Origin of the sequence: Amycolatopsis rubida, from assembly GCF_900115345.1 — a bacterium.
Lineage (GTDB): Bacteria > Actinomycetota > Actinomycetes > Mycobacteriales > Pseudonocardiaceae > Amycolatopsis > Amycolatopsis rubida.
The window spans coordinates 1-21,305 of record NZ_FOWC01000022.1 but is presented as its reverse complement, the minus strand read 5'-3'; the positions used below and the strand labels follow the sequence as shown (position 1 = coordinate 21,305).

Annotated in this window: 12 protein-coding genes and 1 pseudogene; 12 read left to right on the top strand and 1 reads right to left on the bottom strand. The window is 70.5% G+C overall.

The genetic code is table 11. From position 1 onward, the window contains the following. The first annotated feature begins 20 nt into the window (after positions 1–20). The 10 genes and pseudogenes from glgX (BM362_RS42610) to BM362_RS42565 all read left to right on the top strand — a co-directional run bounded on the left by glgX (BM362_RS42610) (position 21) and on the right by BM362_RS42565 (position 19,134). Positions 21–2,147, top strand: coding sequence for a glycogen debranching protein GlgX (gene glgX / locus BM362_RS42610; RefSeq protein WP_067589078.1), 2,127 nt, complete (start codon positions 21–23; stop codon positions 2,145–2,147). Further along, positions 2,144–4,414 carry a malto-oligosyltrehalose synthase gene (gene treY, locus BM362_RS42605; RefSeq protein WP_093576997.1) on the top strand — a complete coding sequence of 757 codons (2,271 nt, stop codon included), beginning with the start codon at positions 2,144–2,146 and terminating at the stop codon, positions 4,412–4,414. The genes glgX (BM362_RS42610) and treY overlap by 4 nt, the downstream gene beginning before the upstream one ends. After that, positions 4,411–6,180 (top strand): malto-oligosyltrehalose trehalohydrolase, encoded by a 1,770-nt coding sequence (treZ, locus tag BM362_RS42600; protein WP_093576996.1) that lies wholly within the window; start codon positions 4,411–4,413, stop codon positions 6,178–6,180. Before treY ends, treZ begins: the two co-directional genes overlap by 4 nt. Positions 6,181–6,479: 299 nt before the next feature. Next, complete coding sequence (gene glgX / locus BM362_RS42595; RefSeq protein WP_067589087.1) at positions 6,480–8,624, top strand: glycogen debranching protein GlgX; 2,145 nt, start codon at positions 6,480–6,482, stop codon at positions 8,622–8,624. A 302-nt stretch (positions 8,625–8,926) separates the two neighbouring features. Continuing rightward, the gene (locus BM362_RS42590) at positions 8,927–10,906 is read left to right on the top strand and encodes an alpha-1,4-glucan--maltose-1-phosphate maltosyltransferase (RefSeq protein ID WP_067589092.1); all 1,980 of its coding nucleotides are present in this window, start codon (positions 8,927–8,929) and stop codon (positions 10,904–10,906) included. Positions 10,907–10,996: 90 nt separating this feature from the next. Next, on the top strand, positions 10,997–12,790 hold the full coding sequence (treS, locus tag BM362_RS42585) for a maltose alpha-D-glucosyltransferase (RefSeq protein WP_067589094.1): 1,794 nt from the start codon (positions 10,997–10,999) through the stop codon (positions 12,788–12,790). 1 nt (position 12,791) lies between these two features. Next, the gene (locus tag BM362_RS42580; RefSeq protein WP_425285775.1) at positions 12,792–14,186 is read left to right on the top strand and encodes a maltokinase N-terminal cap-like domain-containing protein; all 1,395 of its coding nucleotides are present in this window, start codon (positions 12,792–12,794) and stop codon (positions 14,184–14,186) included. A gap of 5 nt (positions 14,187–14,191) precedes the next feature. After that, on the top strand, positions 14,192–16,399 hold the full coding sequence (gene glgB, locus BM362_RS42575) for a 1,4-alpha-glucan branching protein GlgB (RefSeq protein ID WP_093577041.1): 2,208 nt from the start codon (positions 14,192–14,194) through the stop codon (positions 16,397–16,399). A gap of 260 nt (positions 16,400–16,659) precedes the next feature. Beyond that, positions 16,660–17,484, top strand: a pseudogene (locus tag BM362_RS42570) (glycoside hydrolase family 16 protein); the annotation flags it as partial. Between the two features lie 207 nt (positions 17,485–17,691). Continuing rightward, entirely contained in the window at positions 17,692–19,134 is a 1,443-nt protein-coding gene (locus BM362_RS42565; RefSeq protein ID WP_067589155.1) for a S1C family serine protease, read from the top strand. Between the two features lie 31 nt (positions 19,135–19,165). Here BM362_RS42565 and BM362_RS42560 read toward each other — a convergent pair whose 3' ends face one another. Then, positions 19,166–19,987 carry an oxidoreductase gene (locus BM362_RS42560; protein ID WP_067589097.1) on the bottom strand — a complete coding sequence of 274 codons (822 nt, stop codon included), beginning with the start codon at positions 19,985–19,987 and terminating at the stop codon, positions 19,166–19,168. A gap of 80 nt (positions 19,988–20,067) precedes the next feature. Here BM362_RS42560 and BM362_RS42555 point away from each other — a divergent pair, with 80 nt between their 5' ends. Together BM362_RS42555 and BM362_RS42550 are read left to right on the top strand one after the other, a co-directional pair. Continuing rightward, positions 20,068–20,592, top strand: a complete 525-nt coding sequence (locus BM362_RS42555) for a MarR family winged helix-turn-helix transcriptional regulator (RefSeq protein WP_093576995.1) — start codon at positions 20,068–20,070, stop codon at positions 20,590–20,592. Between the two features lie 58 nt (positions 20,593–20,650). Beyond that, entirely contained in the window at positions 20,651–21,211 is a 561-nt protein-coding gene (locus BM362_RS42550) for an isochorismatase family protein (RefSeq protein ID WP_093576994.1), read from the top strand. The last annotated feature ends 94 nt before the right edge of the window (positions 21,212–21,305 follow it).

The window sequence follows — 21,305 nt, the reverse complement described above, 5'->3', positions numbered from 1 at the left end:
GATGCCCAAGGAGAAGCCCTGTGCGGCCCTGGCCCGGAAAGCCCTACCCGCTCGGCGCGACCTACGACGGCGTGGGGACGAACTTCGCGCTGTTCTCCGAAGTCGCCGAGCACGTCGATCTCTGCCTGTTCGATGACGAGGGCAACGAAACCCGCTCGCGGCTGGAAGAGGTCGACGGCTTCGTCCACCACGGCTACCTGCTCGGCGTCGGCCCCGGGCAGCGGTACGGATTCCGCGTGCACGGGCCGTACGACCCGAGCCGCGGGCAGCGCTGCAACCCGAGCAAGCTGCTGATCGACCCGTACGCCAAGGCGCTGTCCCGCGGCGTGGACTGGTCCGAGGCGCTGTTCAGCTACCGCTTCGACGACCCGGAACAGCTCAACGAGGACGATTCGGCGGGGCACGTGCCGTATTCGCTCGTGGTGAGCCCGTTCTTCGACTGGGCCAACGACCGCGCGCCGCGCGTGCCCTACCACGAAACCGTCATTTACGAGACGCACGTGCGCGGCATGACGATGACGCACCCGTTCGTGCCCGAGCGGCTGCGCGGCACGTACGCCGGGCTGGCGCACCCGGCGGTGGTCGAGCACCTGCAGAAGCTCGGCGTGACCACGGTGGAGCTGATGCCGGTGCACCAGTTCGTCACCGACCACGGCCTCGACGAGAAAGGCCTGCGCAACTACTGGGGTTACAACACGATCGGGTACTTCGCGCCGCATGACGGGTACGCCGCGATGCCGGGCCGCGGCGAGCAGGTGCAGGAGTTCAAGGGCATGGTCCGCGCCCTGCACGAGGCCGGCATCGAGGTGATCCTCGACGTCGTCTACAACCACACCGCCGAAGGCAACCACCTCGGCCCGACGCTGTCCATGCGCGGCATCGACAACGAGGCGTACTACCGCCTGGTCGAGGACGATCCGCAGTACTACATGGACTACACCGGCACCGGGAACTCGCTCAACGTGCGCAGCCCGCACACGCTGCAGCTGATCATGGATTCGCTGCGGTACTGGGTGACCGAGATGCACGTGGACGGCTTCCGGTTCGACCTCGCCTCCGCGCTGGCCCGCGAGTTCTACGACGTCGACCGGCTGTCGACGTTCTTCGACCTCGTGCAGCAGGACCCGATCGTGAGCCAGGTGAAGCTGATCGCCGAACCGTGGGACGTCGGGCCGGGCGGCTACCAGGTCGGCAACTTCCCGCCGCTGTGGACGGAATGGAACGGGCAGTACCGCGACACCGTGCGCGATTTCTGGCGCGGCGAACCGTCCACCCTCGGCGAGTTCGCTTCGCGGATCACCGGTTCGTCGGATCTCTACCAGGACGACGGCCGCCGCCCGTTCGCGTCGATCAACTTCGTCACCGCGCACGACGGCTTCACGCTCGCCGACCTGGTGTCCTACAACGAAAAGCACAACGAGGCCAACGGCGAGGACAACCGCGACGGCGCGGACGACAACCGGTCGTGGAACTGCGGCGTCGAGGGCCCGACGGACGACGAAGACGTCCTCGCGCTGCGCGCCCGGCAGCGGCGGAACCTGCTCGCCACGCTGCTGCTGTCGCAGGGCGTGCCGATGCTGCTGCACGGCGACGAACTCGGCCGCACCCAGCAGGGCAACAACAACGCCTACTGCCAGGACACCGAACTGTCCTGGATGGACTGGGAACTCGCCGCGGAGAACGCCGATCTGGTCGGGTTCACCGCCGCGCTCGCCGAGTTCCGCAAGGCGCATCCGGTGTTCCGCCGCCGCCGGTTCTTCCAGGGCAAGCCGGTGCGCAAGGGCGAGGAACTGGGCGACATCGCCTGGTTCACCCCGGCGGGCGAGGAGATGACCGAGCAGAACTGGGACGACGCGTTCGGCAAGTCCGTGGTGATTTTCCTGAACGGGGAAGGGATCCCGGACCTCGACCCGCGCGGGATGCCGGTGTCCGACGATTCGTTCCTGCTCGCGTTCAACGCGCACTGGGAGGACATCGCGATGACCCTGCCGGGCAACGGCTACGGTCGCGAATGGACAGTCGTGGTGGACACCGAGACCGGGGCGGTCGGGCACAGCGACGTCGAACCGGTCGAAGGCGGCGGCAAGTTCACGCTCGCCGCGCGTTCGCTGGTGGTTCTGCAGCGCACGGCGAAGGAAAGCGAATGAGCACGCCGTCCTCGACCTACCGGGTGCAGTTGCGGCCGGAGTTCGGCTTCGCCGACGCCGCCGCGATCGTGGAGTACTTGCGCGAGCTGGGCGTCGGCGCGTTGTACGGCTCGCCGATGCTCGACGCGACGCCTGGGTCCACGCACGGTTACGACGTCACCGATCCGACGCGCGCCCGGGGCGAACTGGGCGGCGAAGAAGCGCGAAAGGCGTTGGCGGCGCGGCTGAGGGACGCCGGGCTCGGGTTCGTGGTGGACATCGTGCCGAACCACATGTCGGTCGAGGTCGCAAAAGCGAACCAGTGGTGGTGGGACGTTCTCCGGAACGGCCGGGATTCGCCGTACGCGCCGTTTTTCGACATCGACTGGAGCCGCGGCCGGCTGCTGCTTCCGGTGCTCGGGAACGACAACGACGAGCTGGCCATCGAAGGTGACGAGCTCGTCTACTACGACCACCGGTTCCCGATCGCACCCGGCACCGGCGGCGGCGCACCGGCCGACGTGCACGCGCGCCAGCATTACGAGCTGGTCGGCTGGCGGCGCGGCAACCGGGAGCTGAACTACCGGCGGTTCTTCGACATCACCACCCTGGCCGCGGTCACCGTCGAGCGGCCGGAGGTGTTCGCCGACACGCACGGCGAGGTGCTGCGCTGGGTGTCCGACGGCGACGTCACCGGCCTGCGCGTGGACCATCCGGACGGCCTCGCCGACCCCGGCGGCTACTTCCGGCGGCTCCGCGAGGGCGCGCCCGGGGCGTGGCTGGTGGCGGAGAAGATCCTGCACCCGGGCGAGGCGCTGCCGCAGAGCTGGCCGGTGGACGGGACCACCGGATACGACGCGCTGCGCGAGATCACCGGTGTGTTCGTGGATCCGGCGGCGGGGTCGGTGTTCACCCGGCTCGCCGCCGGACAAGGCGTGCGCACCGACTATCACGCGGTCGAGGAAAACGCGCGGAGGCTGGTGACCGACGGCATCCTGGTCGCCGAGGTGCACCGGATCGCGGCGCTGCTCCCAGGCGTGGACGCCGAGGCGGCCCGCGCCGCCGTCGCCGAGGTGATGATCGCGTTCCCGGTCTACCGCTCCTACCTTCCCGAGGGAGCCGGCCACTGGGCGACCGCCGTCGCGCGGGCACGCAAGCGGCGGCCGGAGCTGGCCCCGGCGCTCGAAGCGCTCGACAGCCAGGTGCGCGGCGCGCCGGAGGGCGAGCTGGCGACGCGGATCCAGCAGACGTCGGGCATGGTCGTCGCGAAGGGCACCGAGGACACGACCTTCTACCGGTTCACCCGGTTCGCCGCGCTGAACGAGGTCGGCGGCAACCCGGACCGATTCGGGCTGAGCACCGGGGAATTCCACCCGCTGGCCGCGGGCCGGGCGGCCGCGGCCCCGGCGACGATGACCACGCTGACCACTCACGACACGAAGCGGTCGGAGGACACTCGCGCCCGGATGGCCGCGCTGTCGGAGGTCGCGGACGAGTTCGCCGTCGCGGTCCGCCGCTGGACGGCCGCGCGCGGGATCGACGAGCCAGCGCTGAATCTCCTGGCCTGGCAGACGCTTGTGGGCGCGTGGCCGATCTCGCCGGAGCGGCTGCGCGACTACCTCGACAAGGCCGCGAAGGAAGCGAAACTCCGCACCTCCTGGACCGAGCACGACGAGGACTTCGAACGCGCGGTCGCCGAGTGGCCGTCCGCAGTGCTCGGCGACGCCGACTTGGCGGCGGATGTCGAGCGTTTCGTCAAGCGGGTGCGCGGCGCGGGCTGGGCGAATTCGCTGGGGCAGAAGCTGCTGCAGCTGGCCGGGCCCGGTGTGCCGGACGTCTACCAGGGCACCGAGCTGTGGGACTACTCGCTCGTCGATCCGGACAACCGCCGCGCGGTCGACTACACCGTCCGTCGCTCGTTGCTCGACCGGATCCGGGCTGGTGAACAGCCGGAGGTCGACGAGACCGGCGCGGCGAAACTGCTGGTGGTGCACCGCGCGCTGACCCTGCGCCGAGACCGGCCGGAGCTCTTCACCGGATACCGGCCGTTGCAGGCTGAAGGCGTTGCCGCGGAACACCTTCTGGCCTTCGAACGCGGCGAGGGCCTGACCGCGGCGGTCACGCGGCTGCCGCTGGGACTGGAACGGGCGGGCGGCTGGCGCGACACCGTCCTGCCGCTCCGCACTGGTGAATGGACCGACGTGCTGACCGGCCGCGGAGTCGGCGACACCCCGCGGGCGGCCGAACTTTTCCGGAGGTACCCGGTGGCTTTGCTGGTGCGCTCGTGAGTGGCGATGCCGGTTCTCACCGGGACAACCACGCACGAGCTTTTACTGTCTGGGCCCCCGCCGCCGACCGCGTCCGCATCCAGGTCGACGGCGTCGTCCACGACATGACCCCCACCGCCGGCGGCTGGTGGCGGTCAGACGCGACCGGCACCGACTACGCCTTCCTGCTCGACGACGACGCGCGCCCGCTGCCGGACCCGCGCTCGCTGCGCCAGCCGAACGGCGTCCACGAAGCATCACGCGTCTACGACCATTCCGCCTTCGCGTGGACCGACCAGGCGTGGACCGGACGGCAGCTGCCCGGCGGCGTGGTCTACGAACTGCACGTCGGCACCTTCACCGAGGCAGGCACGTTCGACGCGGTCGCCGACCGGCTCGGGCACCTGGTCGACCTCGGCGTCACGCACGTCGAACTGCTGCCGGTGAACTCCTTCGACGGCACCGCGGGCTGGGGCTACGACGGCGTCCTGTGGGGCGCGGCGCACGAACCGTACGGCGGTCCCGACGGGCTGAAGCGCCTGGTCGACGCGTGTCATGCCCGCGGGCTCGCGGTCCTGCTCGACGTCGTCTACAACCACCTCGGCCCGTCCGGCGCCTACCTCGACCGGTTCGGCCCGTACTTCGCCGGCCGCACCGACTGGGGCGCCGGGCTGAACCTCGACGGCCCGGGTTCGGACGAGGTCCGCCGCTACGTCATCGACAACGCGCTGGGCTGGCTGCGCGACTTCCACTTCGACGGCCTCCGCCTGGACGCCGTGCACGCGCTGGTCGACAACCGCGCCGTGCACCTGCTGGAGGACCTCTCCGCCGAGGTCGACGCGCTGTCGGCGGCTCTGAACCGTCCGCTGACGCTGATCGCCGAGTCCGACCAGAACGACCCCAAGCTCGTCACCACGCGTGACGCCGGCGGCTACGGCCTGCACGCGCAGTGGTCCGACGACCTGCACCACGCGCTGCACGTCCGGCTCACCGGCGAAACCACCGGCTACTACACCGATTTCGCCGAGCCCGGCGCGCTGGCCAAGACCCTGCGGGAGGCGTTCTTCCACGCCGGGACCTGGTCGTCGTTCCGCTCCCGCGGCCACGGCCGCCCGCTGGACCGGCGCGTCGCCCCCGGCCACCGGTTCCTGGCCTACGTGCAGGACCACGACCAGATCGGCAACCGCGCGACCGGCGACCGGCTGTCCGCGACCGTTTCGCCCGGCCTGCTCGCCTGCGGCGCGGCGGTGGTGTTCTGCTCGCCGTTCACGCCGATGCTGTTCATGGGGGAGGAGTGGGCCGCGGAGACGCCGTGGCAGTTCTTCGCGTCGTTCCCGGACCCCGAACTGGCCGAGGCCGTCCGGACCGGCAGGCGCCGCGAGTTCGCCCGGCACGGCTGGGGCGAGACGGACGTACCGGACCCGATGGACCCGGCCACCGTCGCCCGCTCCCGGCTCGACTGGACCGAACCGGGCAAACCGGGCCACCGCGAGATCCTCGGCCTGTACCGGACGCTGATCCGCCTTCGCCGGGAACACCCGGACCTGACCGACCCCCGGCTGGACCGCGTCGTCGTGGAGACCGCGGCGGACGACGCGTGGCTGGTCCTGCACCGGGGCGGACTGCGGCTGGCGTGCAACTTCGGGGCGAAGCCGGTCGAGGTTCCGGTGGCGGGGGAGGTGCTGGCGTCGTGGGGCAATCCCGCGGTCGGCGAGGGTGCGACGGCGCTGCCCGCGGAGTCGTTCGTTCTGGTCGCGACCCGGTGCGGCGCGGCGGCGGCGTCGTGAGCGCCTCGGCGGGTACCGGTGACGGGCCTGGAGCACCACACCGTGCGGCTCGACGGTCCGGGCGGCTTCGCGCGGCCCGGCTTCTTGCCTGGTGAGGCCGGTAAGCCGGGTGCGGTACCCGCCGACCAGCATGCCGTGGTTCCACTGACAAAACCTGTCCGGAATCCCGAGGTCGAGGGGCACGCCCGGCCCGCGACCCCTGCTGGCGCTGCCATCGGCCCAGGTCACCACCCCTGCTCCGGGCAAGTTCAGCCAAGCGCCGGAGCCCGCCGCGGCCCCGGGTTTGAAAAGATCGGCGCATGGCACAGCGACCCGCATCCGACAACCAGGTCCTCGCCGGACGTCCGTTTCCGCTCGGCGCCCACCCGGAGGCGGGCGGCGTCCGGTTCGCGGTGACGTCCGCCGTCGCCGAGGCGGTCGAGGTGTGTCTCATCGGCGACGACGGTTCCGAACGACGGATCGAGCTGACGGAACGCACGTTCGGCGTCTGGCACGGGCTCGTCCCGGGTGTCACGGTCGGTCAGCGCTACGGCTACCGCGTGCACGGTCCGTACGACCCGGCGCACGGCTACCGCTGCAACCCGGCCAAGCTCCTCGTCGACCCGTACGCACGCCGGATCGACGGCAAGCTCGCCAGCCTGCACGCCGCGCAGGGCTTCACCGGCGACCCCGAGCGCGGCCCGATGTCCACTGTGGACTCCCTGGGCGCGGTGCCGCTGTCGGTGGTCACCTCGCCGGGCGGGCAGGACACCGGCAGCAAGCCCGAGGTGCCGTTCGAGGAATCGGTGATCTGCGAACTGCACGTGAAGGGGTTCACCCAGCAGCATCCGTTCATCCCGGAAGCGCTGCGCGGCACGTACCTCGGCCTCGCGCACCCGGTCGTGATCGAGCACCTGACCCGGCTCGGCGTGACGACCGTCGAACTGCTGCCGGTGCACGCGTTCGCCGACGAGCCCGCGCTGATCCGCTCGGGGCGGCACAACTACTGGGGCTACTCGCCGCTGGGCTACTTCGCGCCGCACGCCGGGTACGCGAGCGAGCCGGGTCGCGAGGTCGAGGAGTTCCGCACGATGGTGGCGGCCCTGCACGCGGCCGGGATCGAGGTGCTGCTCGACGTCGTGTTCAACCACACCTGCGAAGGCGGCCCGGACGGCCCGACGCTCTCGCTGCGCGGCCTCGACGCCCCGGCGTACTACCTGCACACCCGCCGCGGCCATCTGGCCGACCTCACCGGCTGCGGCAACACCCTCGACGCTGGTTCGCCGACGGTCGTCCGGCTGGTCACCGACTCGCTGCGGTACTGGACGCAGGAGATGGGCGTCGACGGGTTCCGTTTCGACCTGGCGAGCACGCTCGGCCGCCCGCGCGGCGAGATGTTCGACCGCGAGTCCACGATGCTCACCGCGATCACCGCCGACCCGGTGCTGTCGCGCTGCAAGCTGATCGCCGAACCGTGGGACGCGACCGGCGAGGGCTACCGCGTCGGCGACTTCGGCGCGCAGTGGGCCGAGTGGAACGGCCGCTACCGCGACACCGTCCGCGACTTCTGGCGCGGCGCGACCGGCGTGCGCGACCTCGCGTACCGGCTGTCGGGCTCGTCGGATCTGTACGACCACAACCTGCGCCGGCCGTGGCAGTCGATCAACTTCGTCACCGCCCACGACGGCTTCACGCTGCGGGACCTGGTGTCCTACAACGAAAAGCACAACGAGGCCAATGGCGAGGACAACCGCGACGGCACGAACGACAACCGCTCGTGGAACCACGGCGCGGAGGGCGAGACCGACGACGCGGCGATCGTCGCGCTGCGCACCCGCCAGGCGCGCAACCTGTTCGCGACGCTGCTGCTGTCCACCGGCACCCCGATGTTCACCGCGGGCGACGAGATGTGGCGGACCCAGCACGGCAACAACAACGCCTACTGTCTCGACGACGAAACGTCGTGGATCGACTGGACCCCGACCGAGGCGTCCGAGCCGATGCTCGACTTCGCCCGCCGCGTGGTCCGGCTGCGCGCGCACAGCCCGGCGCTGCGGCAGCCGGAGTTCTTCGAGGGCCGCACCACGGTCACCGGCAAGCCCGACCTCGTCTGGTTCCGCCCGGACGGCGAGGAATTCGACGAGATCGACTGGTTCGACGAGGACCGCCGCACGCTCTGCATGTGGATCGACGGCTCGAACAGCCAGGCGCGCAATCGCGAGGGCGCGCTCGTCACCGACCACTCGTGGCTGCTCGTGCTGCACGCGGGGGCCGAACCGGCGGAGATCGTGCTGCCCGGCCCGGAGTACGGAGAGACCTTCAAGCCCACTTTGGACACCAGCACCGCCGACGGCACCCCGGCCGGCCCCGGCGTGCTGGAGCCGAAGGCTCGGATCACGGTCGAGGCGCGGTCGCTGCTTTTGCTGCGCGCGCCGCGGGACACGGTGGAGATCCCGCAGCTGTAACCCGCCTCGCGGAGATCCTTCACCGACGGCGACGCACGCTTCGGACATCCGCGCCGATACTCGCGGGTAATCACCGGAACGCGCCGTCGATTGTTAACGCGATTCGGCGTGCGTGTTGCGGGCGGGAGACGGGAATGCGTCCGGGAGTTCCGCCGAATGGGCGCGTTTCGCCCGGCCGGGTGGCGGGAAAATCAGAAAAAGGCCCCGCTGTCAACGGCTTTGGAGGAATCAGGCACACTGACCGTACTCGCGGAAGCACCTTCCGGCCACTCTCCCACCCACCGTGAAAAAGGGGCATCGCCATGACCGGCAGGCTCGGGATCGACGACGTCGCACCCATGGTCAGCTGCGGCCGGTATCCGGCCAAAGCCGTTGCGGGCGAACATTTCCCCGTCACCGCCACGGTCTGGCGGGAGGGCCACGACGCGGTCGCCGCGACGGTCGCCTGGCGCGGTCCGGGCGACCGCGCCGCGCGCCAGACGCGGATGGCCGGGCAGGGCCGCGGGCTCGACCGGTTCGGCGCGGTGATCGTGCCCGACGCCGAGGGCATGTGGACCTACCGGGTGGACGCGTGGAGCGATCCGTGGGCCACCTGGGAACACGCGGTCGAGGTGAAGATCGCCGCCGGGCAGGGGCCGGGGGAGCTGGCGAACGACCTGGAAAGCGGGGCGCTGCTGCTCGACCGCGTCTCCCGCCGCCCGGAGCGCCGGGCGCAGCGCCCGCTGCTCGCCGCGGCCGCGGCCGCGCTGCGCGAGGGCGGACGCGATCTCGCCGAGCGCGTCGGACCGGCGCTCTCGCCCGAGGTCCGCCAGCTCATGCACGATTTCCCGGTGCGCGAGCTGATCACCAAGGGCCGCGTGCTGAAGCTGTGGGTCGACCGCAAACGCGCCGCTTTCGGTTCCTGGTACGAATTCTTCCCCCGGTCCACCGGCGGGGTCGACGCGCAGGGCCGCGCGGTGCACGGCACCTTCGCCACCGCCGAGCGCGAGCTGGACCGCGTCGCGGGCATGGGTTTCGACGTCGTCTACCTGCCGCCGGTGCACCCCATCGGCCGGGTGAACCGCAAGGGCCCCAACAACACTCTCGCCGCGACGCCCGGCGACGTCGGCTCGCCGTGGGCGATCGGCGCGGACGAGGGCGGGCACGACGCGATCCACCCGGAGCTGGGCACGATCGAGGACTTCGACTCGTTCGTGGCGCGCGCGGAGGATCTCGGCCTGGAGGTCGCGCTCGACCTCGCGCTGCAGGCCGCGCCGGACCACCCGTGGGTGGTCAAGTACCCGGAGTTCTTCACCACCCGTCCCGACGGCACCATCGCGTACGCGGAGAACCCGCCGAAGAAGTACCAGGACATCTATCCGGTCAACTTCGACAACGACCCGCGCGGCATCTACGACGAGGTGCTGCGCGTCGTGCTGCACTGGGTGTCGCACGGGGTGCGGATCTTCCGGGTCGACAACCCGCACACCAAGCCGCCGGACTTCTGGGCGTGGCTGATCCAGTCGGTGAAGGACGCGCATCCGGACGTGCTGTTCCTCGCCGAGGCGTTCACCCGCCCGGCCCGGCTGTGGGGACTGGCGAAGCTCGGTTTCACCCAGAGCTACACGTATTTCACCTGGCGCACCACGAAACAGGAGCTGACCGAGTTCGGCACGGACCTCGTCGAGCACTGGGACCACGGCCGGCCGAACCTGTTCGTGAACACTCCGGACATCCTGCACGAATCGCTGCAGCACGGCGGTCCGGGCATGTTCGCGCTGCGCGCCGCGCTCGCCGCGACGATGTCGCCCACCTGGGGCGTGTACTCCGGCTACGAGCTGTTCGAATCCGAGGCGGTGCGGCCGGGCAGCGAGGAGTACCTCGATTCCGAGAAGTACCAGCTCCGCCCGCGAGACTACGCTCGCGCGCTGGCCGAGGGCCGTTCGCTGGAACCGTGGCTGGCCCGGCTCAACGCCGTCCGCCGCGCGCATCCGGCGCTGCAGGGCATGCGATCGCTGCGCTTTCACCACATCGACAACGACTCCCTGCTCGCTTACTCCAAACAGGACCCGGCGACCGGCGACACGGTCGTCGCCGTGGTGAACCTCGACCCGCACAACGCGCGGGAGGGCACGCTCTGGCTCGACCTGCCCGCGCTCGGCTTCGACTGGTCCGAGCGGCTCATCGCGCACGACGAGGTCACCGGCGAGACGTGGGACTGGGGCCAGGCGAACTTCGTCCGGCTCGAACCGTGGCGGGCGGTGGCGCACATCGTGGCGCTGCGCCGCAGGCTCGCGGCCTGACGCCGCGGTTTCTCCGGCCCGGGCGGTTATCCCGGCACCGATCGGGATAACCACTGTTCAGCACACGCGACTCAGGACAAGGTGGAACGGATGGACGAGGAGAGCCGGCCCGGCGCCGCGGCGGGACTGGCGGGCGTGCCGCACACCGGGGAGGCGGTGACCGCCGACGGCATGCTGGTCGAGCCGCAGGCGGACGACTTCGCGCACGCGCACGCGGCGCCGAAGGACCCGGAATGGTTCAAGAGCGCGGTGTTCTACGAGGTGCTGGTGCGCGCGTTCGCCGATTCGAACGGCGACGGCACCGGCGACCTGCGCGGGCTGGCGGGCAGGCTGGACTACCTCGAATGGCTCGGGGTGGACTGCCTGTGGCTGCCGCCGTTCTACGCCTCGCCGCTGCGCGACGGCGGCTACGACATCAGCGATTTCCGGGCCGTGCTGCCGGAATTCGGCAGCGTCGAGGACTTCGTCTACCTGCTCGACGAGGCCCACCGGCGCGGCATCCGGGTGATCACCGACCTGGTGCTCAACCACACCTCCGACGCGCATCCGTGGTTCCATCAGTCGCGCTCGGACCCGGACGGCCCGTACGGCGACTACTACGTGTGGAGCGACGACGATTCCCGCTATGCCGACGCGCGGATCATCTTCGTCGACACCGAAACGTCGAACTGGACCTACGATCCGGTGCGCGGCCAGTTCTACTGGCACCGGTTCTTCGCCCACCAGCCGGACCTCAACTACGAGAACCCGGCCGTGCAGGACGCGATGATCGACGTGCTGCGGTTCTGGCTCGACATCGGCATCGACGGCTTCCGCCTCGACGCCGTGCCGTACCTGTTCGAACAGGAAGGCACGAACTGCGAGAACCTGCCGCGCACGCACGATTTCCTCAAGCGCTGCCGCAAAGTCGTCGACGACGAGTACCCCGGCCGGATCCTGCTGGCCGAGGCGAACCAGTGGCCCAGCGACGTGGTGGAGTACTTCGGCGACGCGGAGTCCGGCGGCGACGAATGCCACATGGCGTTCCACTTCCCGCTGATGCCGCGGATCTTCATGGCGGTGCGCCGGGAATCGCGGTTCCCGATCTCGGAGATCCTGCTGCAGACGCCGCAGATCCCGTCCGGCACGCAGTGGGGCATCTTCCTGCGCAACCACGACGAGCTGACGCTGGAGATGGTCAGCGACGAAGAGCGCGACTACATGTACTCCGAGTACGCCAAGGACCCGCGGATGAAGGCCAACATCGGCATCCGCCGCAGGCTGGCCCCGCTGCTGGACAACGACCGCAACCAGCAGGAGCTGTTCACCGCGCTGCTGCTGTCGCTGCCCGGGTCGCCGGTGCTGTACTACGGCGACGAGATCGGCATGGGCGACAACATCTGGCTCGGCGACCGCGACGCCGTCCGCACCCCGATGCAGTGGACGCCCGACCGCAACGCCGGGTTCTCCACCTGCGATCCCGGCCGCATCTACCTGCCGGTGATCATGGACCCGGTGTACGGGCACCAGGCGCTGAACGTCGAGGCGCAGGGCGACAACGCGGCGTCGCTGCTGAACTGGACGCGCCGGATGATCGAGGTCCGCAAGCAGCACCACGCGTTCGGCCAGGGCGATTTCACCGACCTTGGCGGCTCGAACCCGAGCGTGCTGGCCTACCAGCGCCGGTGGCTGCGCCCGGACGGCCGCGAGGACGTCGTGCTGTGCGTCAACAACCTGTCCCGGTTCCCGCAGCCGGTGGAGCTGGACCTGTCCGCGCACCGGGGCGCGACGCCGGTCGAGCTGACCGGCGGGGTGCGCTTCCCGGACATCGGCGAGCTGCCGTACCTTCTCACCCTGCCCGGGCACGGGTTCTACTGGTTCCAGCTGCTCGAGCCGGAAGAATGAGGTGAGTCCGCTGCCGCACCACGGTTCCCCGCCCGTCCTGTCCGAGCTGTCCGGCGCGCTGAGCGCCCTGCTGCCGGACTGGCTGCCCGCGCAGCGCTGGTTCGCGGGCAAGGACCGCCCGATCGACGCGGTGCGCCCGGCCGGCCTCACCGTTTTGGCCGGTCCGGATCCGCTGCTGGTGCACGCGGTCGTCGACGTGGTGCAGGGCGACCGCGTCGAGCCGTACCAGCTGCTGGTGGGCCGCCGGTCCGGGATTCCCGAGGTCGCGTCGGCCGCGGTGCTCGGCGAGCGGTTCTACGAGGCGAGCGGCGACGCGGACCTCACCGGCGGGCTGCTGGACCGGATGGCGGCGGGCGGCTCGGCCGGGCCGCTGCGGTTCGCGGCGGAGCCGGACGCGACGCTCGAACCAGGGCTGCGCTCGCGGCCGATCACCTCCGAGCAGAGCAACACGTCGCTGGTGTACGGCGGTCAGTACATCCTCAAGCTGTTCCGCAAGCTCAGCCCGGGCCTGAACAAGGACCTGCTGCTGCACCGCGCGCTGCAGGAGGCGGGCTGCGAGCACGTGGCGCGCGTGGTCGGGTCGATCTCCGGCGAACTGCACGGCGAACCGGCGACGATGGGCATGCTGCAGGAGTTCCTGCCGGACGCGGTCGACGGCTGGGCGATGGCGACCACGAGCGTGCGGGACCTGCTGGCCGACCCGGACCGGGCCGCGGACGAGGCGGGCGGCGATTTCGCCGGCGAGGCCGAGCGGCTCGGCGTCGCGGTGGCCGAGGTGCACGCGGACCTGGCGACCGCGCTCGGCACGGAGTCCGCGGACCGCGGCGAGCTGGACCGCACGGTGCGCGCGATGACCGACCGCCTCGACCAGGTGTCCGCGATGGTCCCGGAGCTGGCCGTGCACGCGCCGGCGCTGCGCGGAGCCTTCGAGGCGGTGCGCGCGCACGAGCCGCCGATCTCGATGCAGTACATCCATGGCGATCTGCACTTGGGCCAGGTGCTGCGTACCGTCAACGGATGGCTGTTGCTGGACTTCGAAGGCGAACCGGCCGCCCCGGTCGCGGAACGGCACGCGCTGCGCTCGCCGCTGCGCGACGTCGCGGGCATGCTCCGGTCGTTCGACTACGCGGCGCACCAGCGGCTCGTCGGGCAGCCCGAGAACGCGGACGTGACCCGGCACGCGATGGAATGGGCCCGGCGCAACCGCGCCGCGTTCTGCGCCGGGTACGCCCGCGCCGACGGCCCGGTCGGCGACCCGCAGGAGCACGCGGACCTGCTCCGTGCCTTTGAACTGGACAAAGCGGTGTACGAGGTCGCCTACGAGCACGCGAACCGGCCGGACTGGCTGAGCGTGCCCCTGGCGGCGATCGCCCGCAGCACCGACGGAAGCGAGTGACCCCCGTGAACGCTGTCCCCGCGGATCTGCCCTCGGCGGCGCCGTCTCCGCTCGACATCGACCGGCTGCTGGCGGGCGAGCACCACGACCCGCATTCGGTGCTCGGCGTGCACACCGTCGGCGGCGACATCGTCGTGCGCGCGCTGCGCCCGGGCGCGACGTCGGTGTCGGTCGTCGCCGGCGAGCGCCGCGTCCCGCTGGACCGCGTGGCGGACGCGCTGTTCGCCGCGACGCTGCCGGAACACCCGGGCGACTACCGGATCGAAGTCGGCTACGACAACCACACTGTCGTCACCGACGATCCGTACCGCTGGCTGCCGACAGTGGGGGAGCTGGACCAGCATCTGATCGGCGAGGGACGGCACGAGCGGCTGTGGGACGTGCTCGGCGCGCACGTGCGCCGCTACGACACCCCGAACGGCGTCGTCGAAGGCGTGTCCTTCGCGGTGTGGGCGCCGACCGCGCGCGGCGTGCGGGTGATCGGCGACTTCAACGCCTGGGAAGGCCGCGGCCACCCGATGCGCTCGCTCGGGTCCTCGGGCGTGTGGGAGCTGTTCGTCCCCGGCGTTTCGGCGGGCAGCTGCTACAAATTCCGCATCCTCGGCGCGGACGGCCATTGGCACGAGAAGGCCGACCCGATGGCGTTCGCCACCGAGGTGCCGCCCGCGACCGCGTCGAAGGTGACCGAATCGTCGTATGCCTGGGGCGACGAGGACTGGGTCGCCCGGCGCGAGGCGACCGACTGGGCGGACGCGCCGATGAGCGTGTACGAGGTGCACCTCGGCTCGTGGCGGCCCGGGCTCGGCTACCGCGAACTGGCCGACCAGCTGGCCGGCTACGTCGAGGAAACCGGCTTCACCCACGTGGAGTTCCTCCCGGTGGCCGAGCATCCGTTCGGCGGCTCGTGGGGCTACCAGGTCACGTCGTACTACGCGCCGACGTCGCGCTTCGGTTCGCCGGACGACTTCCGGTACCTGGTCGACCACCTGCACCAGCGCGGCATCGGCGTGCTCGTGGACTGGGTGCCCGCGCATTTCCCGCGCGACATCTGGGCACTGGCGCGGTTCGACGGCAGCCCGCTGTACGAGCACGAGGACCCGCGCCGCGGCGAGCAGCCGGACTGGGGCACGCTCGTGTTCAACTTCGGCCGCAACGAGGTGCGCAACTTCCTCGTCGCGAACGCGCTGTTCTGGCTGGAGGAGTACCACCTCGACGGCCTGCGCGTCGACGCGGTCGCCTCGATGCTGTACCTCGACTACTCGCGCAAGGACGGCGAGTGGCTGCCGAACCAGTACGGCGGCCGGGAAAACCTCGACGCCGTACGGTTTTTGCAGGAGCTCAACGCGACTGTCTACAAGCGACACCCGGGCGTGGTGATGGTCGCCGAGGAATCCACCGCCTGGCCCGGCGTCACCCGCCCGGCGCATCTGGGCGGCCTGGGCTTCGGTTTCAAGTGGAACATGGGGTGGATGCACGACACGCTCCGCTACCTGTCGCACGAGCCGATCCACCGGGCGTACCACCACAACGAGATGACCTTCTCGCTCGTGTACGCGTGGAGCGAGAATTTCGTGCTGCCGCTGTCGCACGACGAAGTAGTGCACGGCAAGGGCTCGCTGTGGGAACGGATGCCGGGCGACGACTGGAACAAGGCCGCCGGGCTGCGCGCGCTGCTGGCCTTCATGTGGGCGCATCCGGGCAAGCAGCTGCTGTTCATGGGCGGCGAATTCGGCCAGCCGCGCGAATGGTCGGAGTCGCGGTCGCTGGACTGGCATCTGCTGGAAACCCCGCTGCACCGCGGCGTGCGCGACCTGATCCGGCAGCTGAACGCGATCTACCGGGACACCGCCGCGCTGTTCAGCGGCGACGTCCGGCCCGAGGGCTTCCGCTGGATCGACGCGAACGACTCGGCCGGGAACGTGCTGAGCTTCCTGCGCCTTGGCGCGGACGGCTCGCGGCTGGCCTGCATCGCGAACTTCGCCGGAGTGCCGCACCACGACTACCGGGTCGGCCTTCCGTCCGCGGGCCGGTGGACCGAGGCGCTGAACACCGACGCGGAGTCCTTCGGCGGTTCCGGGGTCGGGAACCTGGGCGCGGTGGAGGCGACCGAGGAGCCTTGGCACGGGCAGCCCGCGTCGGCGGTGCTGCAGCTGCCGCCGAGCGGGGTGTTGTGGCTGCTGGAGGAACGCCCCTCCGCCGACCTCGAGTCGTGATCCCCGCGCTCCGCCGCGGCAGCGGGTCGTGAGGGGTGGCCCTCACGCACCTCGGCACAGCAGTCGGCGGGGCGGTTGCCCGTCCGGCCAGCCTGAGCTGCCCGTAATCCCCTCCGTGAGCGCCGTTGCCTGGCTCCGGTCGGAAAATGACCCACGCGGCGTCTTGCCGGTGAAGGCACTGGTGGGCATACTTTGTTGCCATCCACAACAAACCCGGGGTGGCGCCGCCAGGCCGCCCCTCGAGTGATTGAGGGATGACGATGACGTCCACGCACACCTCCGCCCGCTGGCGGCGGCTCGCGATCCCCGCGGCGCTCGCCCTCGCCGGTGCGGTCGCGCTGACACCCGCGGGGCACGCGGCCCCCGCCGCCGCTCCGGCCGCCGGGTTCTCCGATGATTTCGACGGCCCGGCGGGCTCTCCCGCTGACGGGAGCAAGTGGAACTACGAAACCGGCGACAACAACGGCAACAACCACGAACGGCAGTGGTACACCGCGGGCGCGGCGAACGGCGCGCTCGACGGCCAGGGCCACCTGGTGATCACCGCGAAGAAAGAGAACTCCGGCAACAACTGCTGGTACGGCGCGTGCCAGTACACCTCGGCGCGGCTCAACACCGCCGGCAAGTTCAGCCAGGCGTACGGGCACCTGGAAGTGCGGATGAAACTGCCGCGCGGGCAAGGGATGTGGCCCGCGTTCTGGATGCTCGGCGGCGGGCAATGGCCGGACGACGGCGAGATCGACATCATGGAGAACATCGGCAAGGAGCCGAACACCGTGCACGGCACGATCCACGGCCCCGGCTACTCGGGAGCGGGCGGCATCGGCGCGGCGTTCAACGGCCCGAACTTCTCCGACGACTTCCACACCTACGCGGTCGACTGGTCGCCGGACAAGATCGTCTGGCTGGTCGACGGGCAGGCCTACCAGACCCGCACCCCGGCGGACCTGAACGGCAAGAAATGGGTGTACGACCACCCGTTCTACCTGATCCTCAACCTCGCGGTGGGCGGCGACTGGCCGGGCGACCCGGACGGCAGCACGCAGTTCCCGCAACAGCTGGTGGTCGACTACGTGCACGTGAGCTGACCACCCTCGCCGCCGGAACCCCGGCGGCGCGGAGAAGGCGCGGTCTCCGCGGGGCCCCGTCCGGCCCAGCCCATTCTGGGCCGGACGGGGCTTTTCCGTGCCGCCGCTCGGGTACACAGCTTCCGCACGGATCACGGCAAGGAAAATCTCAGGTAGCGGGTGTTTGCTGAGCTGGCGGAGGGTGACGAGACGCGGGAGCGGACCATGAACGAGCAGGAGCGCGGCGGGCACGACCAGGGACAGCCCGGCTACGGCGGGCAGGCGCATCCCTACTCGCCGGGAGCGGGGCAGCCGTACCAGCAGGGCTGGGGACAGCAGCAGGCTTGGGGCGCCCCGCCGCCCGGCGGGTACGGCCCGCAGCCGGGCGGCCAGTACGCCGGTCAGCCCTACCCGGCACAGCAGGTTCCCCAGCCGCGTTCGCATCACCCGTTGCGGACAGCGGCGATCACGGTCGGCGCGATCGCGCTGTCGGTCGCCGTCGGGCTCGGGGTCGGGCACTTCGTGTGGACGCCGTCCGCGCCGACCGGCGTCTCCGGGAACCAGAACTTCGGCTCGATCGGCAACCAGACCAACCCGTCGAACACAGCGATCGACCCGCAGGCGATCGCGAAGAAGGTCAGCGCGGGCATCGTCAACATCAACACCGAGCTGGGCTACCAGGGCGCGGCCGCGGCGGGCACCGGCATCGTGCTCACCGCCGACGGCGAGGTGCTCACGAACAACCACGTCGTCGAGGGCGCGACGAGCATCAAGGTCACCGACATCGGCAACGGCCAGACATACCCCGCCTCCGTGCTCGGCTACGACCGCAGCCACGACGTCGCGGTGCTCAAGCTGGCCGGCGCGTCCGGATTGGCGACGGAGACGCTCGGCGATTCGTCGTCGGTGAAGGTCGGCGACGCGGTCGTCGGGCTCGGCAACGCCGGCGGCGCCGGGGGAGCGCCCATCCCGGCCGGCGGGCGGGTGACCGCGCTGAACCAGTCGATCACCGCGTCCGACGAATCGAACAGCTCGTCCGAGCAGCTGAAGGACCTGATCCAGGTCGACGCGAACATCCAGTCCGGAGATTCCGGCGGCCCGCTCGTGAACGCGCAGGGCCAGGTCGTCGGCATGGACACCGCGGCCTCGGCCGGATACCAGTTCAACGGCGGCGGACGGCGCGGCCACGGCGGGCTCGGCAACGGCTTCCCCGGCGACAACTCGCAGGGCGACGGTTCGCAGGGCGACTCGCAGGGCGACGGTTCCCAGGGTTCCAGCGGGAACGAGGGCTACGCGATCCCGGTCAACCAGGCCGTCTCCATCGCCCACCAGATCGTCGGCGGCACCGGCTCCGACACCGTCCACATCGGAAAGAGCGCCTTCCTCGGCGTGACCGTCAGCGATGCCGGACAGCAGCAACAGCAGGGCGGAACCGGCTCGGGCGCGGCGATCCAGCAGGTCGTGCCCGACGGCGCGGCCGCGAAGGCCGGCTTGGCCGCCGGCGACGTGATCACCGCGGTGGACGGCAAAACAGTCGACTCGCCCACCACGCTGACCACCCTGATGGACCAGCACCACCCCGGCGACAAGCTGACGGTGACCGTCGTCGACCAGACCGGTCAGCAGCAGAACGTCACCGTCGTGCCCGCCGAAGGCCCCGTGGGCTGACTCGTCGGTTATCCGGACGGCCCCGCTGTGTTCAGTCGTCCGGATAACGCGTGTCCAGCGAAACCTCCTCCCATGCCGCGAGATCGGCGAGCTGCTGCTCAAGCTTCGCCCGGATCCGGGTCACCGCCTCGGGTCCGAGCGGAAGCCGCAGCGGCGCGTCCGGAGAGTCGACCAGCTTGAGAATCGCCCCGGCCGCCTTCGCCGGATCATTCGGCTGCACGCCGTCCTGTGCGGAAAACCGTTGGCGCAGCACGCCTGCCGGGGTTTCGCGGTAGTCGTCGACGGGCTCGGAGAACGTCATCGACCGCCCGGCGAAGTCCGTCCGGAACGGCCCCGGCTCCACCAGGCTCACCCGGATCCCCAGCGGCGCGACCTCCCCGGCAAGCGCCTCGGACATCCCTTCCAGCGCGAATTTCGACGTCGCGTACAGCGCGTGCCCCGGGTTCCCGACCACCCCGCCGACCGACGACAACTGCACGATGTGCCCGCTGCGCTGCGCCCGCAGGTGCGGCAGCACCGCGCGCGTGACGTTCAGGACGCCGAACACGTTGGTTTCCAGCACCTGCCGCGCCTGCTCGTCGGTCAGTTCTTCGAGCGCCCCGACCAGTCCGTGCCCGGCGTTGTTGACCAGCACGTCGATCCGCCCGAACTCGCTGATCGCCGCGTTCACCGCCGCCTCGACCGACGCCGGATCCGTGACGTCCAGCCGGGCGGTGAACGTCTTCAGGTCTTCGAGCACACTCGTGTCGCGAGCCGTGGCCACGACCTTTTCCCCGCGCGCCAGCACAGTTTCCGCGAGCACGCGGCCGAACCCGCTGCTCGCTCCCGTGATGAACCAGACGCGTCCGGACATTGCGGACCTCCCCAGGACCATTTACCTTGATACTCAAATCAAACTACCTTGAGTTTCGAGGGAGTGTCCAGTTGGACTCAGTGGGGGCGGGCCTGCCCGAATGGCTGGCCGTGATGCCCGACGGCGTGGACGAGCAGGTCGAAGCGGCCCGGCAGCGGATCGGACGGCTGTCGCGGCAGTTCGAGCAGGTGCTGCGCGGCGTCGCGGAGGAATACGGCTTCAGCACGGGGGATTGGCAGGCATTGTCGGCTTTGCACCGCTCCGGCCGTGCCGCGGTGCTCACCCCGAAGGAACTGGGCGACCGCCTCGGCGTCACCTCCGGGACCGTCACCGTCCGGATCGACCGCCTGGAACGAGCCGGCCTGGCAGAACGCGTCGCCGCGTCCTCGGACGGCCGGAGCCGCCCGATCCGCCTGACCCGCAAAGGCCGCGCCCGCTGGGCCGCCGCCACCCGGAAACGCACCGAACGGGAACAGGCTCTGTTCAGCGCCGCCCTGGGCGAGGACGACCTCTCTGGCCTGAACGCTCTCCTCTCCCGTCTGCTGACCCGCTTCGAAACCGAGTTCGGCGAGTCCTCCCCGCACGATGCTCTCCGCCCGGAGTGACGGTTTTTGTCGGTGGGCGGGGCTAGCGTGAGCGGTACCTGACTGGAGGGAAGAACCGATGACCACTCTCAACGACCGCCCGAACACCGCATTGCTGGTAGTCGACGTGCAGAACGGCGTCGTCGCGGGCTCGCACGAGCGGGACAACGTGGTGGCGAACGTGGCCGTGCTGGTGGGCAAAGCCCGCGAAGCCGAGGTTCCCGTCGTCTGGGTCCGGCACAACGACGAAGGCCTGGCGAAGGGCAGCCCGGAATGGAACCTGGTCCCGGAACTCACGCCCTCGCCGTCCGAACCTTTGGTGGAGAAGTCCTACGGCGACTCCTTCGAAGACACCGCCCTGGAGTCCGTCCTCGCCGACCTGGGAGTCGGGCACCTGGTGGTGAGCGGAGCCCAAACGGATGCCTGCATCCGCTCCACCCTGCACGGCGCCCTCGCCCGAGGCTACGACGCGACCTTGGTGAGCGACGCCCACACGACCGAAGACCTCACCAAGTGGGGCGCTCCGCCGCCCGCGCAGGTCATCGCGCACACGAACCTGTACTGGACCCACCAGACCGCCCCCGGCCGGACCGCGGGCACTGTCGCCACGAAGGAGGTCGCTTTCAAACCTGGCGCCTGAGCTTGAGTTTTAAGGTCCGGGTGTCAGAGGGGGTGCCCGGTTGATCATGGATGAAGCCCTTGGTTGATCATTCTTCTTGCGACAGAAGGAAGAT